This is a genomic window from Altererythrobacter sp. B11 (assembly GCF_003569745.1).
Lineage (GTDB): Bacteria > Pseudomonadota > Alphaproteobacteria > Sphingomonadales > Sphingomonadaceae > Croceibacterium_C.
This window is the reverse complement of record NZ_AP018498.1, coordinates 465,990-488,587: the sequence shown is the minus strand read 5'-3', so window position 1 is coordinate 488,587 and position 22,598 is coordinate 465,990. Positions and strand designations below refer to the sequence as shown.

25 protein-coding genes are annotated in these 22,598 nt (G+C 68.1%); 6 read left to right on the top strand and 19 right to left on the bottom strand.

What is annotated here, in order from left to right:
- Together AEB_RS02230 and AEB_RS02225 are read right to left on the bottom strand one after the other, a co-directional pair.
- A complete protein-coding gene (locus AEB_RS02230) occupies positions 1 to 438 on the bottom strand; it encodes a YeeE/YedE family protein (RefSeq protein ID WP_119081720.1) in 438 nt (145 codons plus the stop codon).
- Complete coding sequence (locus AEB_RS02225; protein ID WP_119081718.1) at positions 438 to 1,352, bottom strand: MBL fold metallo-hydrolase; 915 nt, start codon at positions 1,350 to 1,352, stop codon at positions 438 to 440. The genes AEB_RS02230 and AEB_RS02225 overlap by 1 nt, the downstream gene beginning before the upstream one ends.
- Before the next feature lie 88 nt (positions 1,353 to 1,440).
- Between AEB_RS02225 and AEB_RS02220 the strand changes: the two genes are divergently transcribed.
- Complete coding sequence (locus AEB_RS02220) at positions 1,441 to 2,061, top strand: peroxiredoxin (RefSeq protein ID WP_197714480.1); 621 nt, start codon at positions 1,441 to 1,443, stop codon at positions 2,059 to 2,061.
- A complete protein-coding gene (locus AEB_RS02215) occupies positions 2,058 to 2,453 on the top strand; it encodes an ArsR/SmtB family transcription factor (RefSeq protein ID WP_119081715.1) in 396 nt (131 codons plus the stop codon). The genes AEB_RS02220 and AEB_RS02215 overlap by 4 nt, the downstream gene beginning before the upstream one ends.
- Here AEB_RS02215 and AEB_RS02210 read toward each other — a convergent pair.
- Positions 2,450 to 3,772 carry an ATP-binding protein gene (locus AEB_RS02210; RefSeq protein ID WP_119081714.1) on the bottom strand — a complete coding sequence of 441 codons (1,323 nt, stop codon included), beginning with the start codon at positions 3,770 to 3,772 and terminating at the stop codon, positions 2,450 to 2,452. The two genes, AEB_RS02215 and AEB_RS02210, sit on opposite strands and share 4 nt — an antisense overlap.
- On the bottom strand, positions 3,769 to 4,428 hold the full coding sequence (locus AEB_RS02205) for a winged helix-turn-helix domain-containing protein (protein ID WP_119081712.1): 660 nt from the start codon (positions 4,426 to 4,428) through the stop codon (positions 3,769 to 3,771). Before AEB_RS02205 ends, AEB_RS02210 begins: the two co-directional genes overlap by 4 nt.
- Positions 4,429 to 4,513: 85 nt before the next feature.
- Here AEB_RS02205 and AEB_RS02200 point away from each other — a divergent pair, with 85 nt between their 5' ends.
- The 4 genes from AEB_RS02200 to AEB_RS02185 are packed head-to-tail and all read left to right on the top strand — an operon-like array spanning position 4,514 to position 7,278.
- Positions 4,514 to 5,320, top strand: coding sequence for a TlpA family protein disulfide reductase (locus AEB_RS02200; protein WP_231958862.1), 807 nt, complete (start codon positions 4,514 to 4,516; stop codon positions 5,318 to 5,320).
- Positions 5,317 to 5,991, top strand: a complete 675-nt coding sequence (locus tag AEB_RS02195) for a DsbA family protein (protein WP_119081710.1) — start codon at positions 5,317 to 5,319, stop codon at positions 5,989 to 5,991. The genes AEB_RS02200 and AEB_RS02195 overlap by 4 nt, the downstream gene beginning before the upstream one ends.
- Positions 5,992 to 6,025: 34 nt before the next feature.
- Entirely contained in the window at positions 6,026 to 6,973 is a 948-nt protein-coding gene (locus AEB_RS02190) for a LysR family transcriptional regulator (RefSeq protein ID WP_119081709.1), read from the top strand.
- Positions 6,970 to 7,278 carry a hypothetical protein gene (locus AEB_RS02185; RefSeq protein ID WP_119081707.1) on the top strand — a complete coding sequence of 103 codons (309 nt, stop codon included), beginning with the start codon at positions 6,970 to 6,972 and terminating at the stop codon, positions 7,276 to 7,278. The genes AEB_RS02190 and AEB_RS02185 overlap by 4 nt, the downstream gene beginning before the upstream one ends.
- 18 nt (positions 7,279 to 7,296) lie before the next feature.
- On the opposite strand, the gene AEB_RS02180 is transcribed toward AEB_RS02185, so the two are convergent.
- The 15 genes from AEB_RS02180 to AEB_RS02110 all read right to left on the bottom strand — a co-directional run bounded on the left by AEB_RS02180 (position 7,297) and on the right by AEB_RS02110 (position 22,463).
- Positions 7,297 to 7,518: a DUF2274 domain-containing protein gene (locus AEB_RS02180; RefSeq protein WP_119081706.1), complete on the bottom strand. Its 222-nt coding sequence runs from the start codon at positions 7,516 to 7,518 to the stop codon at positions 7,297 to 7,299.
- The gene (locus AEB_RS02175) at positions 7,515 to 8,747 is read right to left on the bottom strand and encodes a TrbI/VirB10 family protein (RefSeq protein ID WP_119081704.1); all 1,233 of its coding nucleotides are present in this window, start codon (positions 8,745 to 8,747) and stop codon (positions 7,515 to 7,517) included. Before AEB_RS02175 ends, AEB_RS02180 begins: the two co-directional genes overlap by 4 nt.
- Complete coding sequence (trbG, locus tag AEB_RS02170; RefSeq protein ID WP_119081702.1) at positions 8,744 to 9,760, bottom strand: P-type conjugative transfer protein TrbG; 1,017 nt, start codon at positions 9,758 to 9,760, stop codon at positions 8,744 to 8,746. Before trbG ends, AEB_RS02175 begins: the two co-directional genes overlap by 4 nt.
- Positions 9,757 to 10,440 (bottom strand): conjugal transfer protein TrbF, encoded by a 684-nt coding sequence (gene trbF, locus AEB_RS02165; RefSeq protein WP_119081701.1) that lies wholly within the window; start codon positions 10,438 to 10,440, stop codon positions 9,757 to 9,759. Before trbF ends, trbG begins: the two co-directional genes overlap by 4 nt.
- 6 nt (positions 10,441 to 10,446) lie before the next feature.
- Positions 10,447 to 11,832 (bottom strand): P-type conjugative transfer protein TrbL, encoded by a 1,386-nt coding sequence (gene trbL, locus AEB_RS02160; RefSeq protein ID WP_119081699.1) that lies wholly within the window; start codon positions 11,830 to 11,832, stop codon positions 10,447 to 10,449.
- On the bottom strand, positions 11,829 to 12,131 hold the full coding sequence (gene trbK-alt / locus AEB_RS02155; RefSeq protein ID WP_119081697.1) for a putative entry exclusion protein TrbK-alt: 303 nt from the start codon (positions 12,129 to 12,131) through the stop codon (positions 11,829 to 11,831). Before trbK-alt ends, trbL begins: the two co-directional genes overlap by 4 nt.
- Before the next feature lie 8 nt (positions 12,132 to 12,139).
- Positions 12,140 to 12,856: a P-type conjugative transfer protein TrbJ gene (trbJ, locus tag AEB_RS02150; protein ID WP_119081696.1), complete on the bottom strand. Its 717-nt coding sequence runs from the start codon at positions 12,854 to 12,856 to the stop codon at positions 12,140 to 12,142.
- Positions 12,853 to 15,309: a conjugal transfer protein TrbE gene (trbE, locus tag AEB_RS02145; protein ID WP_119084401.1), complete on the bottom strand. Its 2,457-nt coding sequence runs from the start codon at positions 15,307 to 15,309 to the stop codon at positions 12,853 to 12,855. The genes trbJ and trbE overlap by 4 nt, the downstream gene beginning before the upstream one ends.
- Positions 15,306 to 15,587: a VirB3 family type IV secretion system protein gene (locus AEB_RS02140; protein WP_119081694.1), complete on the bottom strand. Its 282-nt coding sequence runs from the start codon at positions 15,585 to 15,587 to the stop codon at positions 15,306 to 15,308. The genes trbE and AEB_RS02140 overlap by 4 nt, the downstream gene beginning before the upstream one ends.
- The gene (locus AEB_RS02135) at positions 15,584 to 15,895 is read right to left on the bottom strand and encodes a TrbC/VirB2 family protein (protein ID WP_119084402.1); all 312 of its coding nucleotides are present in this window, start codon (positions 15,893 to 15,895) and stop codon (positions 15,584 to 15,586) included. The genes AEB_RS02140 and AEB_RS02135 overlap by 4 nt, the downstream gene beginning before the upstream one ends.
- Positions 15,896 to 15,948: 53 nt before the next feature.
- Positions 15,949 to 16,935, bottom strand: a complete 987-nt coding sequence (trbB, locus tag AEB_RS02130) for a P-type conjugative transfer ATPase TrbB (RefSeq protein ID WP_119081693.1) — start codon at positions 16,933 to 16,935, stop codon at positions 15,949 to 15,951.
- 140 nt (positions 16,936 to 17,075) lie between these two features.
- Positions 17,076 to 17,495, bottom strand: a complete 420-nt coding sequence (locus AEB_RS02125) for a CopG family ribbon-helix-helix protein (RefSeq protein WP_119081691.1) — start codon at positions 17,493 to 17,495, stop codon at positions 17,076 to 17,078.
- Positions 17,492 to 19,522, bottom strand: a complete 2,031-nt coding sequence (locus tag AEB_RS02120; RefSeq protein ID WP_119084400.1) for a conjugal transfer protein TraG — start codon at positions 19,520 to 19,522, stop codon at positions 17,492 to 17,494. The genes AEB_RS02125 and AEB_RS02120 overlap by 4 nt, the downstream gene beginning before the upstream one ends.
- 234 nt (positions 19,523 to 19,756) lie before the next feature.
- Complete coding sequence (locus AEB_RS02115) at positions 19,757 to 21,487, bottom strand: relaxase/mobilization nuclease domain-containing protein (protein ID WP_119081689.1); 1,731 nt, start codon at positions 21,485 to 21,487, stop codon at positions 19,757 to 19,759.
- 259 nt (positions 21,488 to 21,746) lie between these two features.
- The gene (locus AEB_RS02110) at positions 21,747 to 22,463 is read right to left on the bottom strand and encodes a lytic transglycosylase domain-containing protein (RefSeq protein ID WP_231727511.1); all 717 of its coding nucleotides are present in this window, start codon (positions 22,461 to 22,463) and stop codon (positions 21,747 to 21,749) included.
- Positions 22,464 to 22,598 lie beyond the last annotated feature (135 nt).

Genomic DNA, 22,598 nt, shown 5'->3' with positions numbered 1-22,598 from the left:
TCAGAGCGTCCCCGATGCGCGCATGATGGCCACCGTGGCGAAGCCCGCCGTCATGAACAGGCCGGTCGCCACGAGCGAGCGCGGCGACAGGCGCGACAACCCGCAGACCCCATGTCCGCTGGTGCAGCCGCTGCCGAGCCGTGTGCCGAACCCCACAAGAAGCCCGCCGGCTATCAAAAGCGCGGTCGAGTCCGGGAAGGCGATCCGCAAGGGACCGGTGAGCGAGATCAGCGCCGCGCCGAGCGGAAGGCCGATAATGAAGGCCAGCGCCAGCTTGCGATCCGACCCTCGCTCACCAACCCCGATAGAGGTCGCAGCCATACCGCTGACCCCAGCGATCCTGCCAAGCCCGAGCAGCATGATCGCCCCGGCGACGCCGATCATCAGCCCGCCGAGGAAACCCGTCAGCGGCATGGCGTCGGGAAACAGCGTGCCCATCAAACGGCATCCAGCGGAATCTTGAGGTAGCGCGTGCCGTTGTCCTCAGGCTCGGGCAGTCTGCCACCGCGCATGTTCACCTGGATCGACGGCAGGATGAGCTTGGGCATGTCGAGCGTGGCGTCGCGCGCCTCGCGCATGGCGACGAACGCCTCTTCCTCGGCCCCGTCATGAACGTGGACGTTACCGGCCCGCTGGGCGGCAACGGTCGTTTCCCAGGCGAAGCGATCGCGGCCTGGCGCCTTATAGTCATGACACAGGAACAGGCGTGTTTCGGGAGGAATGGTCAGCAGCCGTCGGATCGAGCGGAACAGCGTGCGTGCGTCGCCGCCCGGAAAGTCCGCGCGCGCGGTGCCGTAGTCGGGCATGAACAGCGTGTCGCCGACAAACGCCGCGTCGCCGATCACGTAGGCAAGGTCCGCCGGCGTATGGCCAGGCACATGCAGCACGGTCGCTTGGAGATTGCCGATGGTGAACTGGTCGCCATCCTCGAACAGGCGATCGAATTGCGATCCGTCGCGCGCGAACTCGGTGCCTTCGTTGAAGATCTTGCCGAAGATCTCCTGCACCTGAAGGATTGCCCGGCCGATAGAGAGCTTTCCGCCGACCTTTCCCTGAATATAGGGCGCGGCCGAAAGATGGTCGGCATGAGCATGGGTTTCCAGCAACCATTCGACCGCAAGGTCATGCTCGTGAACATAGGCGATGATCGCATCGGCCGAAGCGAACGAGGTCCTTCCCGATGCCGCGTCGTAGTCGAGCACGCTATCGATGATTGCTGCCGCCCGAGTCTCGGGGTCATGCACCACATAGCTGGCGGTGAAGGTGGGCTCGTCGAAGAACGCCTTGATCTGCGGCACGCCGTTGCGCGCGTTCGCGATCTGAGCCGCTGCCTTTTGAACTGTCTCGTCCATGATTACAGCCTTTCGCTTTCATGATTTAACATCTATGTAATCATGTAAGTGAGTTGCGTCAATGCGCTTGGAGTGAGAGACGGGATTGATGACGAACGAGGTTTTGACGAGCGGCCCGAGCCGCTCATTGCGGATGGGCGACACCGCCCCGGATTTCGAGGCGAGGACCACCAGAGGGATGGTGCGGCTATCCTCCTATCGCGGGCGCTGGATCGTGTTCTTTTCACACCCGGCCGACTTCACGCCTGTCTGCACCACGGAATTTGTGGGGCTGGCGAAGGCGCAGGATCGATTCGAGGCGATGGACTGCGCCTTGCTCGGACTGTCGGTCGACAGCCTCTATGCCCACGCCGCCTGGGCCAAGGCGATTCGGGACCAGTTCGATGTCGAGATCGGCTTTCCCATCGTCGAAGACCCGTCGATGGCTATCGCGCGCGCCTATGGGATGCTGGACGAGACCGCCCAGGACAGCTCGGCGGTGCGCGCGGCCTATTTCATCGACCCCGAAGGCGTCATTCAGGCGATCACCCACTATCCCATGTCGGTCGGGCGATCGGTCGACGAAATGGTCCGGATGGTCGCCGCGCTCCAGGCGGCCGCGTCAGGCGACAGGCTGACGCCGGAGGGATGGCGTCCGGGGGAACCGATGCTGCTGCCCCCTTCGAGCGACGCCGAGGGCGATGACTGGTTCTGCCGGGCCGCGCCATGACCGAGTTGTGGGAGAGCCGTTCGCAGGCCGACATGGCCACGGAGAAGCTGAAGGCGTTCGCCCAGCCGCAGCGCCTCATGGTGCTGTCGCTGCTGCTGTCGCGCGGCGAGCAATCGGTGTCGGCGATCGACGAGGCCACCGGCATCGGCCAGCCCGCGCTCAGCCAGCAACTTGGGGAGTTGCGCAAATCGGGCATGGTTTCGACGCGGCGGCAGGCCAAGCAGGTCTATTACAGCCTCGCCGACGATGCGACCGAGCTGTGCGTGCGCAGCATCGAGGCGGTGTTTGGCTCGGGCAATCCTGCTATGATCGCGCCCGGCTCGGGCGTAGTGGGTGATCGCGCTAGGTCCGTGAAGGGCGCTGCCGCCTTCGCGCGCATTCTCAACGTCTAGATCGATCGATCGAACCGGATTGCCGCGATCAAGCCGCCCGATGGCCGTTCGCGCAGATCGAGGCGCGCGCCGCAACTCTCCACCGCTGCCTCGACGATCGATAACCCCAAGCCGCTCCCGCTATTCTGCACACCGGCCCCGCGCTCGAAGCGGCGGCGCAGTCGATCCCGATCCTGCGGCGCGATGCCCGATCCGCGATCCATGACCAAGATTTCCATTGCCTTGCCGTTGGTCTCGCAGGCGATGACGACTTCGCCGCCCGGACCGGCGTGATGAAGGGCGTTCTCGACAAGATTCCCGATCGCCTGGCGCAAAGCCTCGGGCGCCATCGGCGCCGCGGCTCCTTCGCATGACGGCGCCACGACGATCCGCATATCACGCGCTGTCGCGACCGCACGATAGTCGTCGATCACCTCGGCCAGCACGGGGTCGAGGACGACCGGTTGAATCTGCGGCTCGCGCGCTCGTCCCTCCTCACCTGCGAGGCTGAGAAGCTGGCGCACCATGCGACTGGTGCGGTTCACCGATCGCGTGATCTGCTCCAGCGCATGGTCGCGCATGGCTGGGTCCGTTGCCCGCCGGGCGACCTCCGCTTGCGTCTTGAGCCCGGCCAAAGGCGTCTGCATTTCATGCGCGGCATTGGCGACAAAATCGCGTTCGGCCTGGCGGGCCGCTTCAAGCCGCCGCAGCAGGCCGTTCATTTCCTGCACGACGTGCCGCAATTCGCTAGGGCCGACGGTCTCATCCAGGGGCGTAAGGCTGCTCGGCGAGCGCGCCGCGATCGACCGGGCCAAGGCATCGAGCGGCCGAAGCCCGCGCCCAACCCCGAGCCAAAGGAGGACGCCGAGCCCGGCCAGGCCCACCAGCGCCGGCAGGAGCAGGCCGATCATCATGCCCGTCACGAGCCGTTGGCGCACACTGAGATTGTCGCCCACCATCACCCGCAGGCCGCGTTGCGCATCGACATGGGTATAGACCCGCCAATGCTGGTCCCCGATCTGACGCTCGGAAAATCCGGGTTGCCCCTGTGCGAGCGGCAGATCAGGCGCGCCGGCGGACTGGCCGATCAATTCACCACCCATCGACCAGATTTGGCACGAGAGCTGGCGCGTGTAGGCCGTGGGCGGGAGCCGCCTCGGTTCATCGACCATCGGCACGTCGAGCGCCGCCACCATGCGGGCGGCCTCGATAAGACGTCCATCCAGGACGCGTTGCACCTCCGCGCGCGTGGACAGCGCGGTCCAGGTGGCCGCGCCCGCCCAGACGATCATGGTGATCGCCGCCACCAACGCGAAAAGGCGGATACGCAGCGACATCATTGGCGGGCGATCCGATAGCCTTCGCCGCGAACGGTCTCGATCCGCTCGCGGCCGAGCTTGGCGCGCAGCTTGTGGATATGGACCTCCACGGCGTTGCTCTCTACCTCGTCCTGCCACCCGTAGATGCGATCCTCCAATTGGCCGCGCGAGAGAACGTGGCCGGGATGGCTCGCGAGTGCATGCAGGATCGCATATTCGCGCCGCGACAGCGCCACCTCCTCGCCGGCGACGGCGACGGTGCGGCAGGCTTCGTCGATCGTCAGGTCGCCCAGGCTGATCCCGTTCTCGGCCCGGCCGCTCGAGCGCCGCAGAAGTGCCCGCAGGCGTGCCGATAGCTCGCCAAGATCGAACGGCTTGCCAAGATAGTCGTCCGCCCCGCCATCGAGCCCGTCGATGCGGTCGCCGATGAGGTTGCGCGCGGTCAGAAGAAGGATGGGCGTCTTCACCCCGTCGCGCCGCCACTCCGTCAGGAGTTCGAGGCCCGAGCCATCCGGCAAGCCGATATCGAGGACGATGGCCGCATGATCCTGCGTCGCGACGGCGGCGCGCGCGTCGGTGCAGTTCACCACGCTGTCCACCTCGAACCCTTCGAGGCCCAGCCCGGCGGCAAGGCCGTCGCGCAGGATCTCGTCGTCTTCGATTACCAATATTCGCATCCCGCCGTCCTTACCGCACGAACTTATCCCAGCCTTAAGCGTGACCCTAAGCCTGCCTTAAGGTTCGCTGCACACGACATCCAGCATGGAAGGCGTGCTGCAACTGGGTCCGCTCATGATCGCGACCGACCGCATGATCGCGGTCGCGCTGCTTTGGGCGTTCCTCGGCGTCGGCGGATTTATCGCCGCGCGAACCGAAAGCCGGGCCGGGCGTGTTGCCTGGATCGCGGCTGCGGTCGGCATTGTAGCGGCGCGCGTCGGTTATGTCGCCGAGAACGCCCCTGCCTTCGCGATCGAGCCCTGGACCGTGCTCGCGCTATGGCAGGGCGGTTTCTCGCTGTGGCCCGGCGTCCTTGCAACCGCTGTGGTGATCGTCATGCTGCTCGGCCGTCAGCGCGCAACCGCCGGGCTGGTCGCATCCCTGGCCGTGCTGGTCTCCGCGCAGATTGCCGCAACCGCGCTGCTGGCTCCGCAGCCGCGACCATTGCCGAGCGGCCCGATCCTAGCAGACATGGCGCAGCGCCCAATCCCGATCGAGAGCCTGCGCGGACAACCCTTTGTCGTCAATCTATGGGCGACCTGGTGCCCGCCCTGCCGGCGCGAAATGCCGATGATGATCGACGTGGCCGCCGGCTCGGATATTCCCATTCTCCTCGTCAACCAGGGCGAGGATGTGAGCCGGGTGCGCGACTATCTCGCGCGGGAGGGCTTGGCGGATACCTCAATCCGGCTCGATCCGCTCGGCGCTCTGGGCGAGGCGATCGGAACGCGGGCGATGCCCACCACCCTGTTCATCGACGCCGACGGGCGCATCCGGCGCACGCACACCGGCGAGATATCCCGCGCAGCCTTGCTGGCGGCGCTTCGAGACCTTGAGAGGATGACGTCATGAAAAAGAAGATGTCGATCGCAGCCGTGCTGGTTGCGGCGCTGGTTCTGGTGGGCCTGCTCGCGATGCGTGGCGGCAACGGCGCCGATGCGCGGGCTCAGTCGATCGCGGAAGCTGGCGGCACCACTCCTTCCGCCGAGGCGCTGCGCATCCGCGAGGAGATTCAGAACGATCCTGTCGCGCCAACGGTCGCACCCGAAGGTTACGACGTGACCATCGTTTTCTTCACCGATTACCAATGTCCCTATTGTCGCCGAATGCACCCCGTGCTCGACGCGCTGATGCGAGAGGACAACAAGGTCCGGCTCGTCTATCGCGACTGGCCGATCTTCGGCGCCGCCAGCACCGAGGCGGCTCGCGCGGCGATCGCGGCGCAGTATCAGGGCAAGCACGCTGAGTTCAATGCTGCCCTTATGCAGACCGAAGGCCGCCTGTCATCCCAGAACATCCGGGCGGCGGCGGATCGAGCCGGTGTAGATTGGAACCGGCTCCAAGCCGATCTGGATCAACATGGGTCCGAGATTGGTCAGGCGCTCGGCCGCACGAGCCGCTTCGCAGCGATGGCCGGTCTTTCCGGCACGCCCGGCTTGATGGTGGGACCTTATCTGCTGCCGGGCGCGGTCGATCTAGCGACCCTTCGGCAAGCGGTCGCACTTGCTCGGGAGGGCGATTAGGCGGTCAACAAATGTCGCAAAGCCGTGCAAGGTTGTGATTGAACTACGCCAGCTCCGCTATCTGATAGCGGCCGCCGAAGCGGGCAGCTTCAGCCGCGCGGCACGCAACCTCAATATTAAACAAGCGACACTTAGCCGGCACATTCTCGATGTCGAGAAACGGCTAGGCATGGCACTGTTCGACCGCAGGACGCGTGGCGCCACGCTCACAAAAGACGGCGAGACGTATCTTTACACGGCGCAGCGAATTGTGGGCGAGTGGGAAGAATTAAACGCCTGGGTTCGCTCGACGCGTAATGGTGAGGCCGGCAGGCTGGCGGTGGGCTTTTACACATCGTTTTCAGCCGGGAATTTGCGCGCCACACTCAGCGAGTTCGGCGAACGCAATCCAAACGTGAAGCTGCGCGGGTTCGAGCGCGACCGGAAAATGTTGCTGGCCGGGATCGAAAACGGGGTGCTCGACATCGCGATTATGATTGGCGAGTCCCGTTGCCCAGGGCTGGTGAACCGCTCGTTCTGGAGCGAACGAATAATGGTGGCCATGCGAGAAGACCATCGCCTTGCCGCCCGTGAAAACATCCACTGGGCCGACCTTATCGGTGAACGCTTCCTGCTGACGCAGCGAGATCCCGGTCCAGAAAGCCGCAACATGATCTTGAGTAAGCTCGGGATACCAAGCCATTCACCCGAGATCGACATGGAGGATATTGGGCGCGATACTGTTCTAAGTGTTGTCGGGCTTGGTGTGCATATCTCGATCGTCGCGGAATCTGCGCTCGGTATTCACGTTCCCGGCGTGATCTTCCGCGAGGTCCACGAGACCAACGGCCACACGCGGATCGGCTTCTCCGGCTATTGGCGTGAGGACAATGAAAATCCGGTGCTGCGCCGGTTTCTTGAGTTCGTCACCGCCCGCTATTCGATGCCGTCGGTGCCTAGGCCACAGCCATCTTCTCAGCAACCGGGAAAGGAGCCGTCATGACGCAAGGAAAGACACTCATCATCGTGCTGGTCACGCTCATCATCGGGTTCGGGGCGGGCTTCGTCCTCCGCCCGATCATCGTCCCCGTCGAGCGGACGGCGATCGTCGCCGGCCCGCCTGCCGCCGTCCCGGCGCCGGCTGAGCCGCGCGGGATGCAGTATTTCGCGGCGCATCTCGATGAAGCGCGGCAGGTCGTGGCGCAATGCGCGGAAGGAACGGCGCGCGGCGACGAGTGTGCCAACGCCGAGCAGGCCGTGATCGAGGCGGAAGGCCGGGAGCGTTTCAAGAAGTTCATGGGGAATTGAGGCGAGCGAACGCGGCCCTCATTTCCCCTGCGCGCGGTGCCGGCGAAAGGCCCGGTCGGTTTCCATGAACCGGGTGAGCATCGGCGCGACCAGCTTGTCGGGCGGGACCGGCGATCCCCCGGTCTCGGCCGCGAGCGCGGCGGCATAGGCTTGCAAGTCGCGATGCACGGCGGCGGGCAGCTCCACAGAGAGCTTGACCGGCCGATCGTCGGCCAGCGGCCCCAGCTTCAATTTGCTCATCGTGCGCCTCCAACCGGCTCCAATACGAGGTCGCGGGTCAGGACCACGCGCAGCGGATGCCCCGGCCGGATGGTGAGCGTCGGCTGCACATTCAATTGCCGCCGCACGATCTGCTGGCCGGTCTGGTTGATGGTGTCCTGCGAGCCGCGCCTGAGCGCGCGAGTCAGGTCGTCCTCGCTGTCCGCGCCCAGCTCGGCGCCGACGCCGAGCAGCGTCGAGACGGCGGCGGCTTTCAGGAGATTGCCCCAATGCTGGTTCACGCGGTCCTGTAGGCCAGCATAGCCGGCCGCGTCGGCACCGGGCTGGCGCTCGAGAACGATCGAGCGGCCGTCCGGCATGATAAGCCGATCCCAGGCGAGCAGCGCGCGGGTCTGTCCGGCGGCGATCTCGCTGTCATATTCGCCGATCAGCCGGGCGCCTTGCGGGATGAGCAGGATGCGGCCCGTAGGGCTGTCATAGACGTTGGCCGTCACCTGGGCGGTGATCTGCCCCGGAAGGTCCGAACGGATGCCGGTGATGAGCGCCGCCGGGATGATGCTGCCGGCCTGCACGATGTTGGGCGAGGCTGGCGCGGCCAGGCGCTCGACGCTCACCGTGCGCGCATTGGGCGCCTGGGCCATGAAGGCCCGCTTGGCGGCTTGGTCGCCCTGCGCGGCCGAGCCATCTGGTTGTCCTGGGGGCCGCGGAGCGGCGGCGTCCGGCGCTGCCATTGCGAAGTTCGGCAGGGACGGCATCGCAGCGGCCCCGGCGCTGCTGCCGCCGAGGAACACGCCGCTCATGCGCGCGGCGTCGCGTTCCTGCTGGGCGCGCTGGCGGGCGGCTTCCTCGGCCTGGGCGCGCGGATCGGGCCGGGCACCGACCGGCGGGACCGGGACATTCTCCCCGCGCTGCTGGGCGGAGACGATTGGGCCGCCGAGATCGCCGGGAAGCGGCGGGCCGAGTTTCGGCGCCTGGCTGTAGTCGCGCGGCCCGGAGGTGATGGTCTCGGACGTGGCGCGGCTGTCGGTGCTGTAGAGTTCCTTGGCCTCCTTCTCGCCCGGCGGCTTGAGCGCGTAGATCAGCGAGCCGCCGATGCCGAGGCCGGCGGCAACGCCCATGAGGGCCAGCGCCTTGCGCGAAAGCCGCATGACGCGGGGCGGGTCGCCCCGAAGCTGGAAGGCTTGAGGGTCGGCGCGCGGCGCTTGCGGTGCGGCCCCTTCGGGCGGGGTATTGCCGGCGGGATCGGTCACGGCCGCCCCCTGCGCCCGTCGTCACGCACGATGCGGACGCGCTGCTCGCTGCGCCGGTCGCCCAGGCGCAGCTCGGCGGCGGCGAACAGCCGGTCCACCACCATGTAGCGGCCCTGCACCCGGTAATTGACCAGCTCGGCATCGCCGGCCGCGCCGGTCACGAACAGCGGCGGCATCTCGCCCTGCGAGATCCCGGCCGGAAACTCGATGAACACCTGGGCGGAATCGTCGAAGGCGCGGACGGGCTTCCACGGCACGCGGTCGCCCTCGATCCGGTAGCGGAAATTGAGGGCGGCGAGGTCGATGCCGGCGGCGACGGGGGCCGAGACGGCAGCGGCGGCATTGGCGCTGCGTAGCGCGATGAGCTGGTCCTGCGGGTAGGTCCAGGAGACGGAGGCCATATAGGTCGAAGCTGTCGCGCGCAGTTCGATGTGATAGGTGCGCCGGTCGGTGTTGATGACCAGATTCGTGCCGATGTCGGGGCGGGTGGGCTTCACGAGAATATGCACGCGCGCGGTCTGCCCGCTGCCGCTCACCGTGTCGCCGATGATCCACCTGACCGTATCGCCGGCCGCGACCGGCCCCGGCCCCACAAGCTGCTCCCCTTCCTGCAAGGCGATGTCCGTCACCTGGCCGGGCGCGGTATAGACCTGATAGAGCGCGCCCTGCGTCCAGGGATATTGCTGGATGGCGTTCACATAACCGTCGCGGGTGGGCTGCACGCGGGCGGCCGCGTTCGCGGCCCCGACGCGGCGGCGCGGATCGGCGGGCTCGGACGTCGCCGTCCCGGCCGCGAGCGGCTTCAATTGGCCGGGGAGCGGCAAGGGTTCGGGGATCGTCACCACCTCGACGGCGCGCGGCGGCTGTGCGGCCGGCGTCGCCGCGATCTCGCGCGGCGGATCGTCGTAGGCGATGGCCGGCGGCTTTGCGGACGTGGTGGCGCAGCCGGCGAGCGCGGTTGCGGAAAGCAGCATTGCCGCGCTGGCGGCATGGTGGGCGGATTGCCAGGTCATTGCGACAACTCCTTGCTCCAGTTGAGGGCGTTGACGAACACGCCGAGCGGGTTCTTGCGCAGCGCGTCGGGCGTGCGCGGCGGTTGCACGACGATGGTGAGGATCGCCGACCAGTGTTCGGTGGTGGCGAGGCTCCCGTCCTGATAGCGCCGCTCGGTCCAGGCGACGCGGAAGCTGTCGGGCGAGGCGCGGATCACGCTGGAGACGTCCACCGCGACCTGCACCCGGCCGACATTGGCGAAGGGATCATTGGCGCGGGCGTAGTCATTGAGCGCCATCGCGCCCCGATCGGTCGTGAAGTCGTAGGCGCGCAGCCAGTTCTGGCGGACGATGACCGGATCGGCCGGGATCGCCCTGACCTGCTCGATGAAGCGGGCGAGATGGAACGCGATCTGCGGATCGGTCGGGCGATAGCTGGCCTCGGCTGGCGCGACGGCCTGCGCCTCGCCCAGTCGATCGACCTGGACAACCCAGGGGACGATGTGGCCGCGGGCGGATTGCCAGACGAGGCCGGCCGAGAGCCCACCGGACAGGGCAAGCGCGCCGAAGAAGGCGAGACGCCAGTTCTTCGCCTGCACGCGCGCCGAGCCGATGCGGTCGTCCCAGACCTGCGCGGCGCGCTGATAGGGTGTGGTGGGTTCGGGGGGCTGGCCGTAGCGAATGGTGGGGCGTCGGAACATGGAGGATCAGTCCTTCTCTTTGATGTCGGGACCGGCTCCGCCGCCGTGGCTGTCGCCAGCCTTCATGGTGTGGGCGAGGACGGTCGCGCCGTGGCTGACGGCCTGGCGGCGTTTAATCGCGGCCGCCCATGCGGGCTGGACGGACGTGCCGGCCGGCGCGGGACCGCCAGCGGTTGCGGCGGCCGGGGTGGCGGATGCGGGTCCGCCGGTGATCGTGCCGCCGGTGGCGGTGAATCCGGCGCGGGCGCCCGAGCGGAAATTGGCCTTCATCGCCGCGCCGCCCTTGGCGGCCGCCTTGCGCAAGGGCGAGAGGACGGCGCTCGCCGCGCTTCCCGCCGCCGCTTGGCCGACAGCGGCCATGCCGCCCGCGACAGCGCCGGCGCCGCTCTTGCCCAGCGACCCGAGGCTGTAGGCGCTGGTCGCACCGCCTGCCATCTGAGCGCCGCCGCGCGCGGCGGCGCCGGTCATCCGGCCGGCCGCGCCGAGGGCGGAACCGGCGGCGCCGACGCCAAGCCGCGCCGCCGCCGCGCCGCCGACCAGCGCGCCGCCTGCGGCCAGCGCGGTGCCGGCCGCCGCGCCCGCGCCGAGTTGCGGGCCGCCCGAGACGATGCCGTTGGCGATCGAAGGGCCGAAGATCGACAGGCCCAGGAGCGACAGCGCGGCGAGCGCGATGGCCATGACCTGATTGATGTCGGGCGCGGGGCCGAGGGCCGCGCCGGTGAACTGGCTGAACAGGGTGGTGCCGATGCCGGTGATGACCGCGAGCACCAGCACCTTGATGCCGGTCGAGACGACATGGCCCAGCACCTTCTCGGCCATGAAGGCGGTCTTGTTGAAGAAGGCGAACGGCAGCAGGACGAACCCAGCCAACGTGACCAGCTTGAACTCAATCAGCGTGATGAAGACCTGCACGGCGATGATGAAGAAGGCGAGCACCACAATCACCCAGGCGAGCAGCAGCACGAGGATCAGCGCGAGGTTCGAGAACACGGCCCAAAGGCTGGAGAACTGCCCCGCCGCATCGAGCAGCGGCTTGGCCGCTTCGAGCCCCTTCGCCGCGATCGTGCCGGGCTTCATGAACTCGTCGATCGTCATGGCGCCGCCGCTGGCCTGGAGGCCGAGCCCGGCGAAGCTCTCGAACACGATGGTCGCGAGCAGCGCGAAATTGCCGATGATGAAGGCGAAGGTGCCGATGTAGAGCGTCTTCTTGACGAGGCGCTGAAGCACGTCCTCGTCCGCGCCCCAGGCCCAGAACAGGCCGGCGAGCGTCACGTCGATGGCGATCAGCGTGGTCGAGAGGAACGCGACCTCGCCGCCGAGCAGCCCGAATCCGCTGTCGATGTAGCCGGTGAAGACGTTGAGGAAATTGTCGATAACGCCGGTGTCGTTCATGGCCGGGCGCCTTCATCCGGCGCCATGTCGCCGCCGCGTTCCGTCGCAGGCGTGGACTCGTCCTGGCGGAAGAAGCGGCGGCGGTTGGCGGCCCAGGCCGCTTCGCAGCCGCTGTCCGGCATGGTCAGCGAGGCGCAGCGATCAAGCTCGCGGGCGAGCCTGGCCTGGCCTTCGTCAGCCGGCAGGACGAGCGGCGGCGCCGGCGCAGGCTCATCGGGCTGGACGGCGGCGACGATCGCCACCGTCATCATCAGCCCGGCCAGCGCCGCCACCCCTGCGATCTTCGCCGTGCGCGACATCGGGCGTCTCAGTTGCCCATGAAGCGGCGGAACCGCTCGCGCCCTTCGGCTTCCTCGGCCGCCTGGCGGGCGGATTGCAGCGCCTGCGCCCGGCCCTGCGCCGCGACGGCGGCGGTGAGGTCCGCGAGCTGCTGCGATTGCAGCGCAAGGAGCTGGTTGCCCGCCTGCGCCGCCTGGAGCGCGCCCGTCGCCGACTGGCTGGCCGAGACCAGGCTGTCCATCGTCGTGCGCGTGCCTTCGATGTTGCCGACGACGCCGGCCTGCACCTGCAAGGCATCCTGAAAGGCGCCGACGCTATCCTCCCAGCGGGCGTTCGCATTGGCGACCATCTGCGCGTGATCGCCGGTCAGCGCCGCGCCCCTGTAGCGGCCGCTGAACGCCTGCTGGATGTCCTGCACGTCGTAGGCGATGCGCTGCGCCTCGCTCAGAAGCTGCTGGGTGCGCTGCACCTGCTGCTGGAGCTGCTGGAGCGAGCTGAACGGCAGCGAGGTCAGGTTGCGCGCCTCGTTGATGAGGCTCGTCGCCTGGTTCTGGATTTGCTGGATCTGATTGTTGATCTGCTGGAGCGACCGCGCGGCGGTCAGCACGTTCTGCGCGTAGTTGGTCGGGTCATAGACGATGCCGCCGAACTGCGCGTAGGCCGGCATGGGCGCGATCATCGGCACGACGGCCGCGCTGGCGAGGACGCCGGCCAGGATGGCGCGGCGCAGGGGGAAGCGGGTCATAGAGGTAACTCCTGCTGGGGTTGGCGTGGGGGATCGGGGGGAAGAAGCTCGACAGCCCAGGCGCAGCCGCGATGGCGCAGCCATTCGGCCGCGAAGGCGGGCGCCCCGTGGGTTTCGATGATGTCGGCGATGGCGAGCTGGTCGGTTTTCGACGACGCGGCGGCGAAGGTCAGCGCGACCTCACCCAGCCCCAGCTCGAACAGGCGATTGCCGCGCCTGCTTTGACAGTAATAATCCCTCTTGGGCGTGGCCCGGCTGAGGATTTCGATCTGCCGGGCGTTGAGACCGAACCTCTCGTAGATGGCCGCGATCTGCGGCTCGGCCGCGCGCTCGTTCGGCAGGAAGATGCGCGTCGGGCAGCTCTCGATGATGGCCGGCGCGATGCTCGACGTCTCGATGTCGGCGAGGCTCTGCGTCGCGAAGACGACGCTGGCGTTGCGCTTGCGCAGGGTCTTCAGCCATTCGCGGAGCTGCGCGGCGAAGTCCGGACTGTCGAGGACCAGCCAGCCTTCGTCGATGATGATGAGCGTCGGCGAGCCGTCCAGCCGGCCCTCGATGCGGTGGAACAGATAGGAGAGCACCGCGGCCGCCGAGCCGGCCCCGACCAGCCCCTCGGTCTCGAACGCCTGCATGTCGGCTTCGCCCAGCCGCTCGGCCTCAGCGTCGAGCAGCCGACCCCACGGCCCGCCGATGCAATAGGGCGCGAGCGCCTGCTTGAGCTGCTGGCTCTGCAACAGGACCGCGAGCCCTGTCAGCGTGCGTTCCGGCATCGGCGCGCTGGCAAGCGAACCCAGCGCCGACCAGATATGCTCCTTGGCCTGGGGATCGACGGCGACGCCTTCGCTCGCGAGGATCGCCGCCAGCCATTCGGCGGCCCAGGCGCGTTCGGCCGGATCGTCGATGCGGGCGAGCGGCTGCAACTGGACGCCGCCGTCGCTGTCGTCGGAGAGCCCGCCGCCGAGATCCTGCCAGTCTCCGCCGGTCGCCAGCGCGGCGGCGCGAATCGAGCCGCCGAAGTCGAAGGCGAAGACCTGGGCCTTCTCGTAGCGGCGGAACTGCATCGCCATGAGGGCGAGCAGGACGGACTTGCCCGCGCCGGTCGGGCCGACGATCAGCGTGTGCCCGACATCGCTGCCGTCAGGGTGAAGGGAAAACCGGAACGGGGTCGAGCCTTCGGTCCTGCCGTAGAGCAAGGGGGGTTGTCCGAAGTGCTCGTCCCGTTCCGGCCCCGCCCATACCGCTGACAGGGGGATCAGGTGGGCGAGATTGATCGTGGAGATCGGGGGCTGGCGGACGTTGGCGTAGGTGTGACCGGGCAGAGACCCCAACCATGCCTCGATCGCGTTCATGCCCTCGGGGATGACGGTGAAGTCGCGGCCCTGAATGACCTTCTCGACCAGCCGCAGCTTCTCGGCGGCGATGGCGGGATCGCGATCCCATACCGTCACCGTCGCGGTGACGTAGGCCATGCCGGCATAGTCGGAGCCCAGCTCCTGTAGGGCGATGTCGGCGTCGGCGGCTTTGTTGGAGGCGTCGCTGTCGAGCAGCGTGGACGCCTCGTTGGTCATCACTTCCTTAAGGATCGCCGCGACCGATTTACGCTTGGCGAACCACTGGCGGCGGATGCGGGTCAGCAGCTTGGTCGCGTCGGTCTTGTCGAGCATGATCGCGCGGGTCGCCCAGCGATACTCGAAGGCGAGCCGGTTCAGCTCGTCGAGCAGGCCGGGAAAGGTGACGCTCGGGAATCCCGTGATCGTCAGCGTGCGCAGATGATGGTCGCCCAGGCGCGGTTCGAGCCCGCCGGTCAGCGGCTCGTCGGCGAGCAGCGCGTCCAGGTGCATCGGCGTCTCGGGGACACGCACCCGCTGGTGCCGGGTCGAGATGGTGCTGTGCAGGTAGGTCAGCGTCTCGCCGTCATCGAGCCAGCGGACCTCGGGCACGAAGCCTTCGACCAGATTGAGAACGCGGTCGCTGCGATCCGTGAAGCCCTTGAGCAGCTCCCACGGATCGACGCCGCTGGTGGACCGGCCCTCGTAGAGCCAGCCTTCGGCCCGCGCGGCTTCCTCGGCCGGCGGCATCCACAGCAGCGTCAGATAATAGGCGCTCTCGAAATGCGCGCCCTCCTCGCGGAACTGTTCGCGCCGCTCCATGTCCACGAGCGCCGAGACCGGATCGGGAAACTCCGATTCCGGGTAGTCGAGCGCGGGCGTGCGCTGCGCCTCGACGAAGATCGCCCAGCCCGAGCCCAGGCGGCGGAGCGCGTTGTTGAGCCGCGCCGTGGTGGCGACCAGCTCGGCGGGCGTGGCGCTGTCGAGATCGGGGCCGCGAAAGCGCGCTGTGCGCTGGAACGATCCGTCCTTGTTGAGAACGACGCCTTCGCCGACCAGCGCGGCCCAGGGCAGGAAGTCGGCCAGGTGGGAGGCGCGATTCCTGTATTCGCGCAGGCTCATCATGGCCGCATCCACGCCGGATAGCGGAGGTGGCGGCGGGCCACGTCCACGAACTGCGGATCGCGGCGCGCGGCCCATACCGAGAGCGCATGGCCGATGGCCCAGATGGCGAGACCGGCGATCCAGAGCCGCAGTCCGAGGCCGATCGCGCCCGCCAGCGTGCCGTTGACGATGGCTAGCGAGCGAGGGGCGCCGCCGAGCAGGATCGGCTCGGTCAGCGCCCGATGCACCGGGGCAAAGAAGCCCGCGATCGGCTCGACGGGATCGGCCGTGCTGGTCATGCGATCAGCGCCCCGCCGCCGAACGAGAAGAACGACAGGAAGAAGCTGGACGCGGCGAACGCGATCGACAGGCCGAAGACGATCTGGATGAGGCGGCGAAAGCCGCCGCTCGTATCGCCGAACGCCAGCGTCAGGCCGGTCACTATGATGATGATGACCGCGACAATCTTCGCCACCGGCCCTTCGATGCTTTCGAGAATCGACTGGAGCGGCGCTTCCCACGGCATCGACGAACCGCCCGCATGTGCGGGGAGCGCGTAGAGCAGGCCGGCGGCGGTGATCGCGGCGTGGCCCATGCGGTCGAGCATGGTGCCGCCGAGCAGGCGGCGCTTTGTAGCGCTGATAGGCTTGATGTCCTTGGTCATGGCAGGTCTCCGGGCTGGGGGGTGGTGAGCGGGGCGAGGCGGTAGTCGCCGGTCGCGGGGTCGAGCCCGGCGACGCGGGCCAGCTCGGTCAGCCGGCGCCCGTGCCCGTCGCGAACCAGCACGGCGATCAGGTCGATGGTCTCGGCCAGCAGCGCGCGCGGGACCGTGACGACGGCCTCCTGGATGAGCTGCTCCATGCGGCGCAGCGCGCCCAGCGCGGTCCCGGCGTGGATCGTGCCGACCCCGCCGGGGTGGCCGGTGCCCCAGGCTTTGATGAGGTCGAGCGCCTCGGTGCCGCGCACCTCGCCAATGGGGATGCGGTCGGGGCGTAGGCGCAGCGACGAGCGCACCAGCTCGGACAGCGACACCACGCCGTCCTTCGTCCGCATGGCGACGAGGTTGGGCGCGGCGCATTGCAGCTCGCGGGTGTCTTCGATCAGGACGATGCGGTCGGTGGTCTTGGCGACTTCGGCCAGGAGCGCGTTGACCAGCGTGGTCTTGCCGCTGCCGGTCCCGCCCGCGACGAGGATGTTGGCGCGTGTCTGCACGCCATCGCGCAGCGCCGCCGCCTCGGCCGCCGACATGATTCCGGCCGCCGCATAGTCGTCGAGCGTGAACACGGCGACGGCGGGCTTGCGGATCGCGAAGGCCGGCGCAGCGACGACGGGCGGCAGCAGCCCCTCGAACCGCTCGCCCCCTTCCGGCAACTCGGCCGAGACGCGCGGGGACCGGGCGTGAACCTCGACGCCGACATGGTGCGCGACCAGGCGGACGATGCGCTCGCCGTCAGCGGCGGCCAACGTCATGCCGGTATCGCTGATGCCTTCGCCAAGCCGATCGACCCACAGCCGGCCGTCCGGGTTCAGCATCACCTCGATGACGGCGGCATCGTCGAGCCAGGCGGCGATCGACGGTCCCAGCGCCGTGCGCAGCATCCGCGCGCCGCGTGATTTCGCCTCGGAACGGATTGGGTGGACGGTCAAGAAAAAGCCCCTGATGAGGGCCGGGCGAACCGCCGCCCGGCGTCAGGGGCACATCAAGAGAGACAGAAAAGACCGTGCTTCAACAAGTAAATTCGGGCGTCGTAGTCTGGCGTAGAGATACAAGAACTGGCGTAGTCAGTTCATTCTTCTTGAGGCGGAAAGTCCTCGCCAATTTCTTGTCTGACCTTCGGGCCTTTCGCGAGTCGGCGGCCCAGCGCATCCATGAAGGCGTCGTAGCGGTCGCCGCCCTGGCGACGCATCGCGGCTCGCTCGCTCTCGGGCGGCGGCGGGGTGTTCGACAGCCAGAAGCGCACGAACAGCGCGATCATCTCGACGCTGATACCCGTGTCGCGCTCCAGGCGGGTGATGCGCCGGTCCAGCTTGTCGAGCCGCTTGGCGATGGCGGCCTCGCGCTGCTCATCGGCGTCGGGCGACAGGAAGGATGCGATGGCCGCCTCGGCGATCAGCGAGCGGGACTTGTCCCTCCGATCGGCATAGGCGGCGAGCGCGCGCATCAGCTCCGGGTCGAGATAGACCGACAGCGGCGTCTTCGTGGTCATAGCTCGATGCCATCACCGGGATCGAGCGACGCCTGCCGGGCCGCGCGCTGCATCTGGCGGCGCACCGTCGCCTGCCGCGCCGCGTCGCTATCGGGCTCGGGCTCGTCCAGCTCGAACTCATTGGCGGGCGCGGGCCTGGGCGTGGGCGCAATGTCGATATGGCGCTCCAGCGCCGGCTCGCGGCGCAGGTCCGCGTTCGCGGCGTCGTCCTCAGCATCCGCCTTCTTGGCGGCCTTTTTCTTCTTCGGCTTCTTGGGAGATTCATGCTCGATCGGTTCGGGCATCGGTGGCGCCTCGATCGGCGGCAGGCCGCTCCAGTCGTCGGGGCGCGGCGGGCCGCCTCCGACATTGCTGTCGGGCGGCGACATCACCCGCTGCGTGAACCTCCGGTCCTTGAAGTAGCGGACCTTCTTCGCGCGGATCGGCGGGATGCCCGCGACCATGACGATCTCGTCGTCGGGCGGGAGCTGCATGATCTCGCCGGGGGTGAGGAGCTGGCGGGCGGTCTCGGAACGCGAGACCATCAAATGCCCGAGCCAGGGGCTCAACCTGTGCCCGGCGTAATTCTTCATCGCCCGCATCTCGGTCGCGGTGCCGAGTGCGTCCGATATGCGCTTGGCGGTGCGCTCGTCGTTGGTGGCGAACGACACGCGCACATGGCAATTGTCGAGGATCGCGTTGTTCGGTCCGTAAGCCTTCTCAATCTGATTGAGGCTCTGGGCGATGAGGAAGCTCTGGATGCCGTAGCCGGCCATGAACGCCAGCGCGCTCTCGAAGAAGTCGAGCCGCCCCAGCGCGGGAAACTCGTCGAGCATCAGGAGCAGCCGGTGGCGCGACTGCCGCGCCTTCAAGTCCTCGGTCAGCCGGCGGCCAATCTGGTTGAGGATGAGGCGAATGAGCGGCTTGGTGCGCGAGATGTCGGACGGTGGCACGACGAGGTAGAGCGTCACCGGCAGCTCGCCCTCGACCAGATCCTTTATGCGCCACTCGCAGGTGCGCGTGACCTGCGCGACGACGGGATCGCGATAGAGGCCGAGGAACGACATGGCGGTCGAGAGCACGCCCGATCGCTCGTTGGCCGATTTGTTGAGCAGCTCGCGCGCGGCCGAGGCGACGACGGGATGGACGCCCGCCTCGCCCAAATGCGGCGTCGTCATCATCGCCCATAGCGTGCTTTCGATCGGCCGGCGGGGATCGGACAGGAAGGCGGCGACACCCGCCAGCGTCTTGTCGGCCTCCGCGTAGAGGACATGGAGGATCGTGCCGACCAGCAAGGCATGGGAGGTCTTTTCCCAATGGTTGCGCTTCTCGAGCGATCCTTCCGGGTCCACGAGCACGTCGGCGACGTTCTGCACGTCGCGCACTTCCCAGGCGCCCTTGCGGATTTCGAGCAGCGGGTTGTAGGCGGCCGACGCGCCATTGGTCGGATCGAACAGCAGCACCCGCGCGTGCTGGGCGCGAAAGCCGGCGGTGAGCTGCCAGTTCTCGCCTTTGATATCATGCACGATCGCCGAGCCCGGCCAGGTGAGCAGCGTCGGCACCACGAGGCCGACCCCTTTGCCGCTCCGTGTCGGCGCGAAGCACAACACATGCTCGGGACCGTCGTGGCGCAGATAGTCGCGCCCAAGCCGACCGAGCATGACGCCGCTGCCGCCCGTCAGCCCGGCGGCGGCGATCTCCCCGCGCGTCGCCCAGCGCGCCGAGCCATAGGTCTCGGCGTTCTTCAACTCGCGCGCACGCCAGACCGACATGCCGATGGCGACGACGATCGCGGCGAACCCGCCCGACACGGCGATGAACGCGCCGGTCTGGAATATCTCCGGCGCATAGGCGTCGAAGGAGAACCACCACCAGAAGAAGGCCGGCGGCGGATAGATCGGCCAATCGCCGAGCATGAACCACGGCGCCCCAAGCTCGGGCTGATAGGCGAGCGCCGCGGCCGTCCATTGCGTCGCGGTCCACAGGGCGGCGAGCACGATCAGGAAGACCGCGAAGACCTGACCCCAAAGGATTTTGGTTGCCGACATGGCATCGAAGTCGATGCGGGTCGGATACCAAATCAAGTCACCGTTATTATGGAGGAAAGTCTAGCGTAGAAAGACAGGGAGTAGCGTAGTTTGGCCCATTATATTTCCGAGCGCGATCGGCGTTATTGGACGAATATTCACACGATAGCCGGACCACGGCCCGACTCTCTGCGCACTCGTGGTCAACGGCGATGCGCTGCACCATCGGATTGATGCAGCGCGTGTGATCTGCCCTTAGAGGCCCAGCCCCCGCCCGCGACCGAACGACCAATCGACGCCGCCGCCCGCGCGCATGACGCCGGAGATGTGCTTGCCGATCTGGCGGTCGAGCGAGGGAGACCAGGGCACAAGCTGGAAGCTCAGGCCGTTGTCGATCATGGCGAAGCGGCCCGAGGCGAGCGTGATGCGCTGACGCACGGTGCCCGCGACATACTCCCCGGCCGTGGACGGCGCGTGCGGCAGGCCGACCTCGGCTGACAAGTCCTTGGCGGCTTCGTCCAGCTCGCGGCGGCGGAGCGTGTCGAGTAGGTTGCGCGCGAAGATGATGCGCTGGCCCTGCCGCCGCGCGAGCCCCTCGTCGGCGAGATGCTCGGCGCGGGCCTCCATCGCGGCGCGCACCTCAGACCCGAAGCCGCCGCCGAGATCATGGCCATCGCTCGACAGGTTGCGCCGGTCGAGCCAGGTCGCCCCCGGCGCGCGAACCTGCGCCTCGATGTCCATGTCGGAGCGCACGGCCAGCGCCACCCGCTGCCGGCCCTTCCGGTCCTCGAAGCGGCGCAGCTCGACGATCGCGCCGGGCCGGCAATCGCCGGTCGCCTCGATGTCGGGAAGCTGGACATGGTGGGTGCGGCCATCGATCCCGTCCACGATCGCATAGGCTTTGCCGGTCAGCTCGTCATGCAGGCCGCGATCGACCAGCCTGCCGACAACGGGCTGAGCCGGATCGGCGTCAAGGACGTAGCTGCCGGCGCCCCGGTCGATGCCGCGGTCGCTCATCGCCTTGTGCATCCGCTTGATGATGTCGTCGCGCTCGCCCAGCTCGCGCAGCGCGGCCTGGGCGTTGTCCGCCAGCGTCCACTGGCCGGGCGCGATCTCGTTGGCGAGGCCGAGCCCCTCCAGCTTGCGCAGTCGGCCCGTCCTCAGCACATGGTCGCCGTCCGGCCGGACGCCGGGTTCGGGCGCCATGTCGATCACGCCGTCGCGCTGCATCGTCCGCGACAAGTCGCGGTCGATCTCGGTCCAGCGTTCGGCATCGACCTGCCGCTCCAGCGATTGCCGGATTTCGAGGTCGGTGCGCGGGCCGAGTTCCTGGGTGACGATCTCGCGCGCCTGCGCCCGCATCCCCTCGCGGATATAGTCGCGCGAGATGACGAGGTTCTGCCCGTCCTCGGCGACGCCGCGCACGATGATGTGGACGTGCGGGTTATCGGTGTTCCAATGCTCGACCGCTCGCCAGTCCAGGCGGGTGCCGAGATCCTTTTCCATCCGCGTCATCAGCTCGCGGGTGAAGCCCTTGAGGTCGCGCATCTGCTCAGCGTCCTCAGGCGAGACGATGAACCTGAAATGGTGGCGGTCGTCCTCGCAGCGCGCCGCGAACTCGTTGCGGTCGAGGCCGTCCGCCTCCGCGCCGAACAACACGCCCTTTTCGCCGTCGCGCGTGACGCCATCGCGTTGCAGGTAATTGAGATGGGCGGCGAGGGAGGCGCGGCCGCCGTGCCGGACGACGCGCGCCTTGACGATAACCTGGCGCGATCGGTGCCCGAGCCGGTGGGTGGCGCGCACGCTCGCCACGCGGCCCCGGCCGAAGGTCGAGCGGCCCGGCGCGACGATGCGGCCACGGCGCGAGACATGACCGCCGGCCCTCTGCGCGGCGGCGAGCGCCTGGACGATGATCGGCAACGCCCGCTGGCTTCCTCGCGAGCGGATGCGACCAGGCCGAATACGGAAATCGTCGTCGCCGCTCATGGCGCGACAGGCCGCAATGTGCGGCAAACCCTTATGGCGACGGGCTTCGGCCCTGCGCCGCACAGTGCGGGATTTCCGCACACATTGCGCAGCAATGCCCGAAAGCCTTGAGAATCAAGGCCACAACCGAGGCGCAAGGGCTCCGCACATTGCCGCCCTTTATCTTGCCCTCCAGCCTTCCCCTTCAAAAACAGAGCCTTGCACCCGTCCGGCGCTGCGAGAGGCTGCGAGGGAACACGCCATAGAGCGCAAGAGCTGCTCATGGCGGAGAACGCCCGGAAAGGGGGACGAACAGGCCGTTGGATGGCGCGGGCGCGTCGGCCAGCACAAGCTCGGCGTGGTCGGCGGACGGTCGCTCCGGCTGCGCATCGGATCCCGTCCGGTCGGCAGCCGGTTGCGCGGTCGAAAGCGCCCCCGGTCGCACCGCGAACAGCGCGGCACGACGCCATGCGAAGGGATCGGATGGCGGCGCGGCGGCAAGCTGACTGTCGCCCGAACTGCCGATGATCGCCGCCAGCTTTGCGAGATAGGCGAGCGTTTCGGTGGGCAGCGGGCGACCGCGCGACAGATATTCGTCGTAGCGGCCCGGCCCGGCATTGTAGGCCGCCAGCATCGCCGTCGCATTGCCATAGCGGTCGTGCATCGCCCGCAGATAGGCCGCGCCCGCCATGATGTTGTCGCGCACGTCATAGGGATCATTCCCCAGCCCGTGGCGTGCGCGGAGGCCCGCCCAGGTGCCGGGCATGATCTGCATCAGGCCCATCGCTCCGGCCGACGATATCGCGCGGGAGTCGCCGTTGCTCTCGACGCGCATGACAGCCCATATCCAGCGCTCGGGGATGCCGAAGTGCTGGGCTGCGTCGGCGACATGGACAGCATAGGGATGGCGCGCGGCCGATCGTTCGGCGGGCGCATACTGCGCCAGCGCGGCGACAGGCGCAGCGCCCGGCAAGAGCAGCAGCAGGACCGCGAGCATGGCGGGCGACCCGCCCCCGCTCCGCCGCCAGCCTGCCAGCGTGCTCGCTCCGGCAAAGGGTGCGCGCGATGCGCCGGCCGGGGGCCGCCCTTGACCTTCGCTGCGCGCGCCGGCCGGCCTGTGACCGAGCGGGAC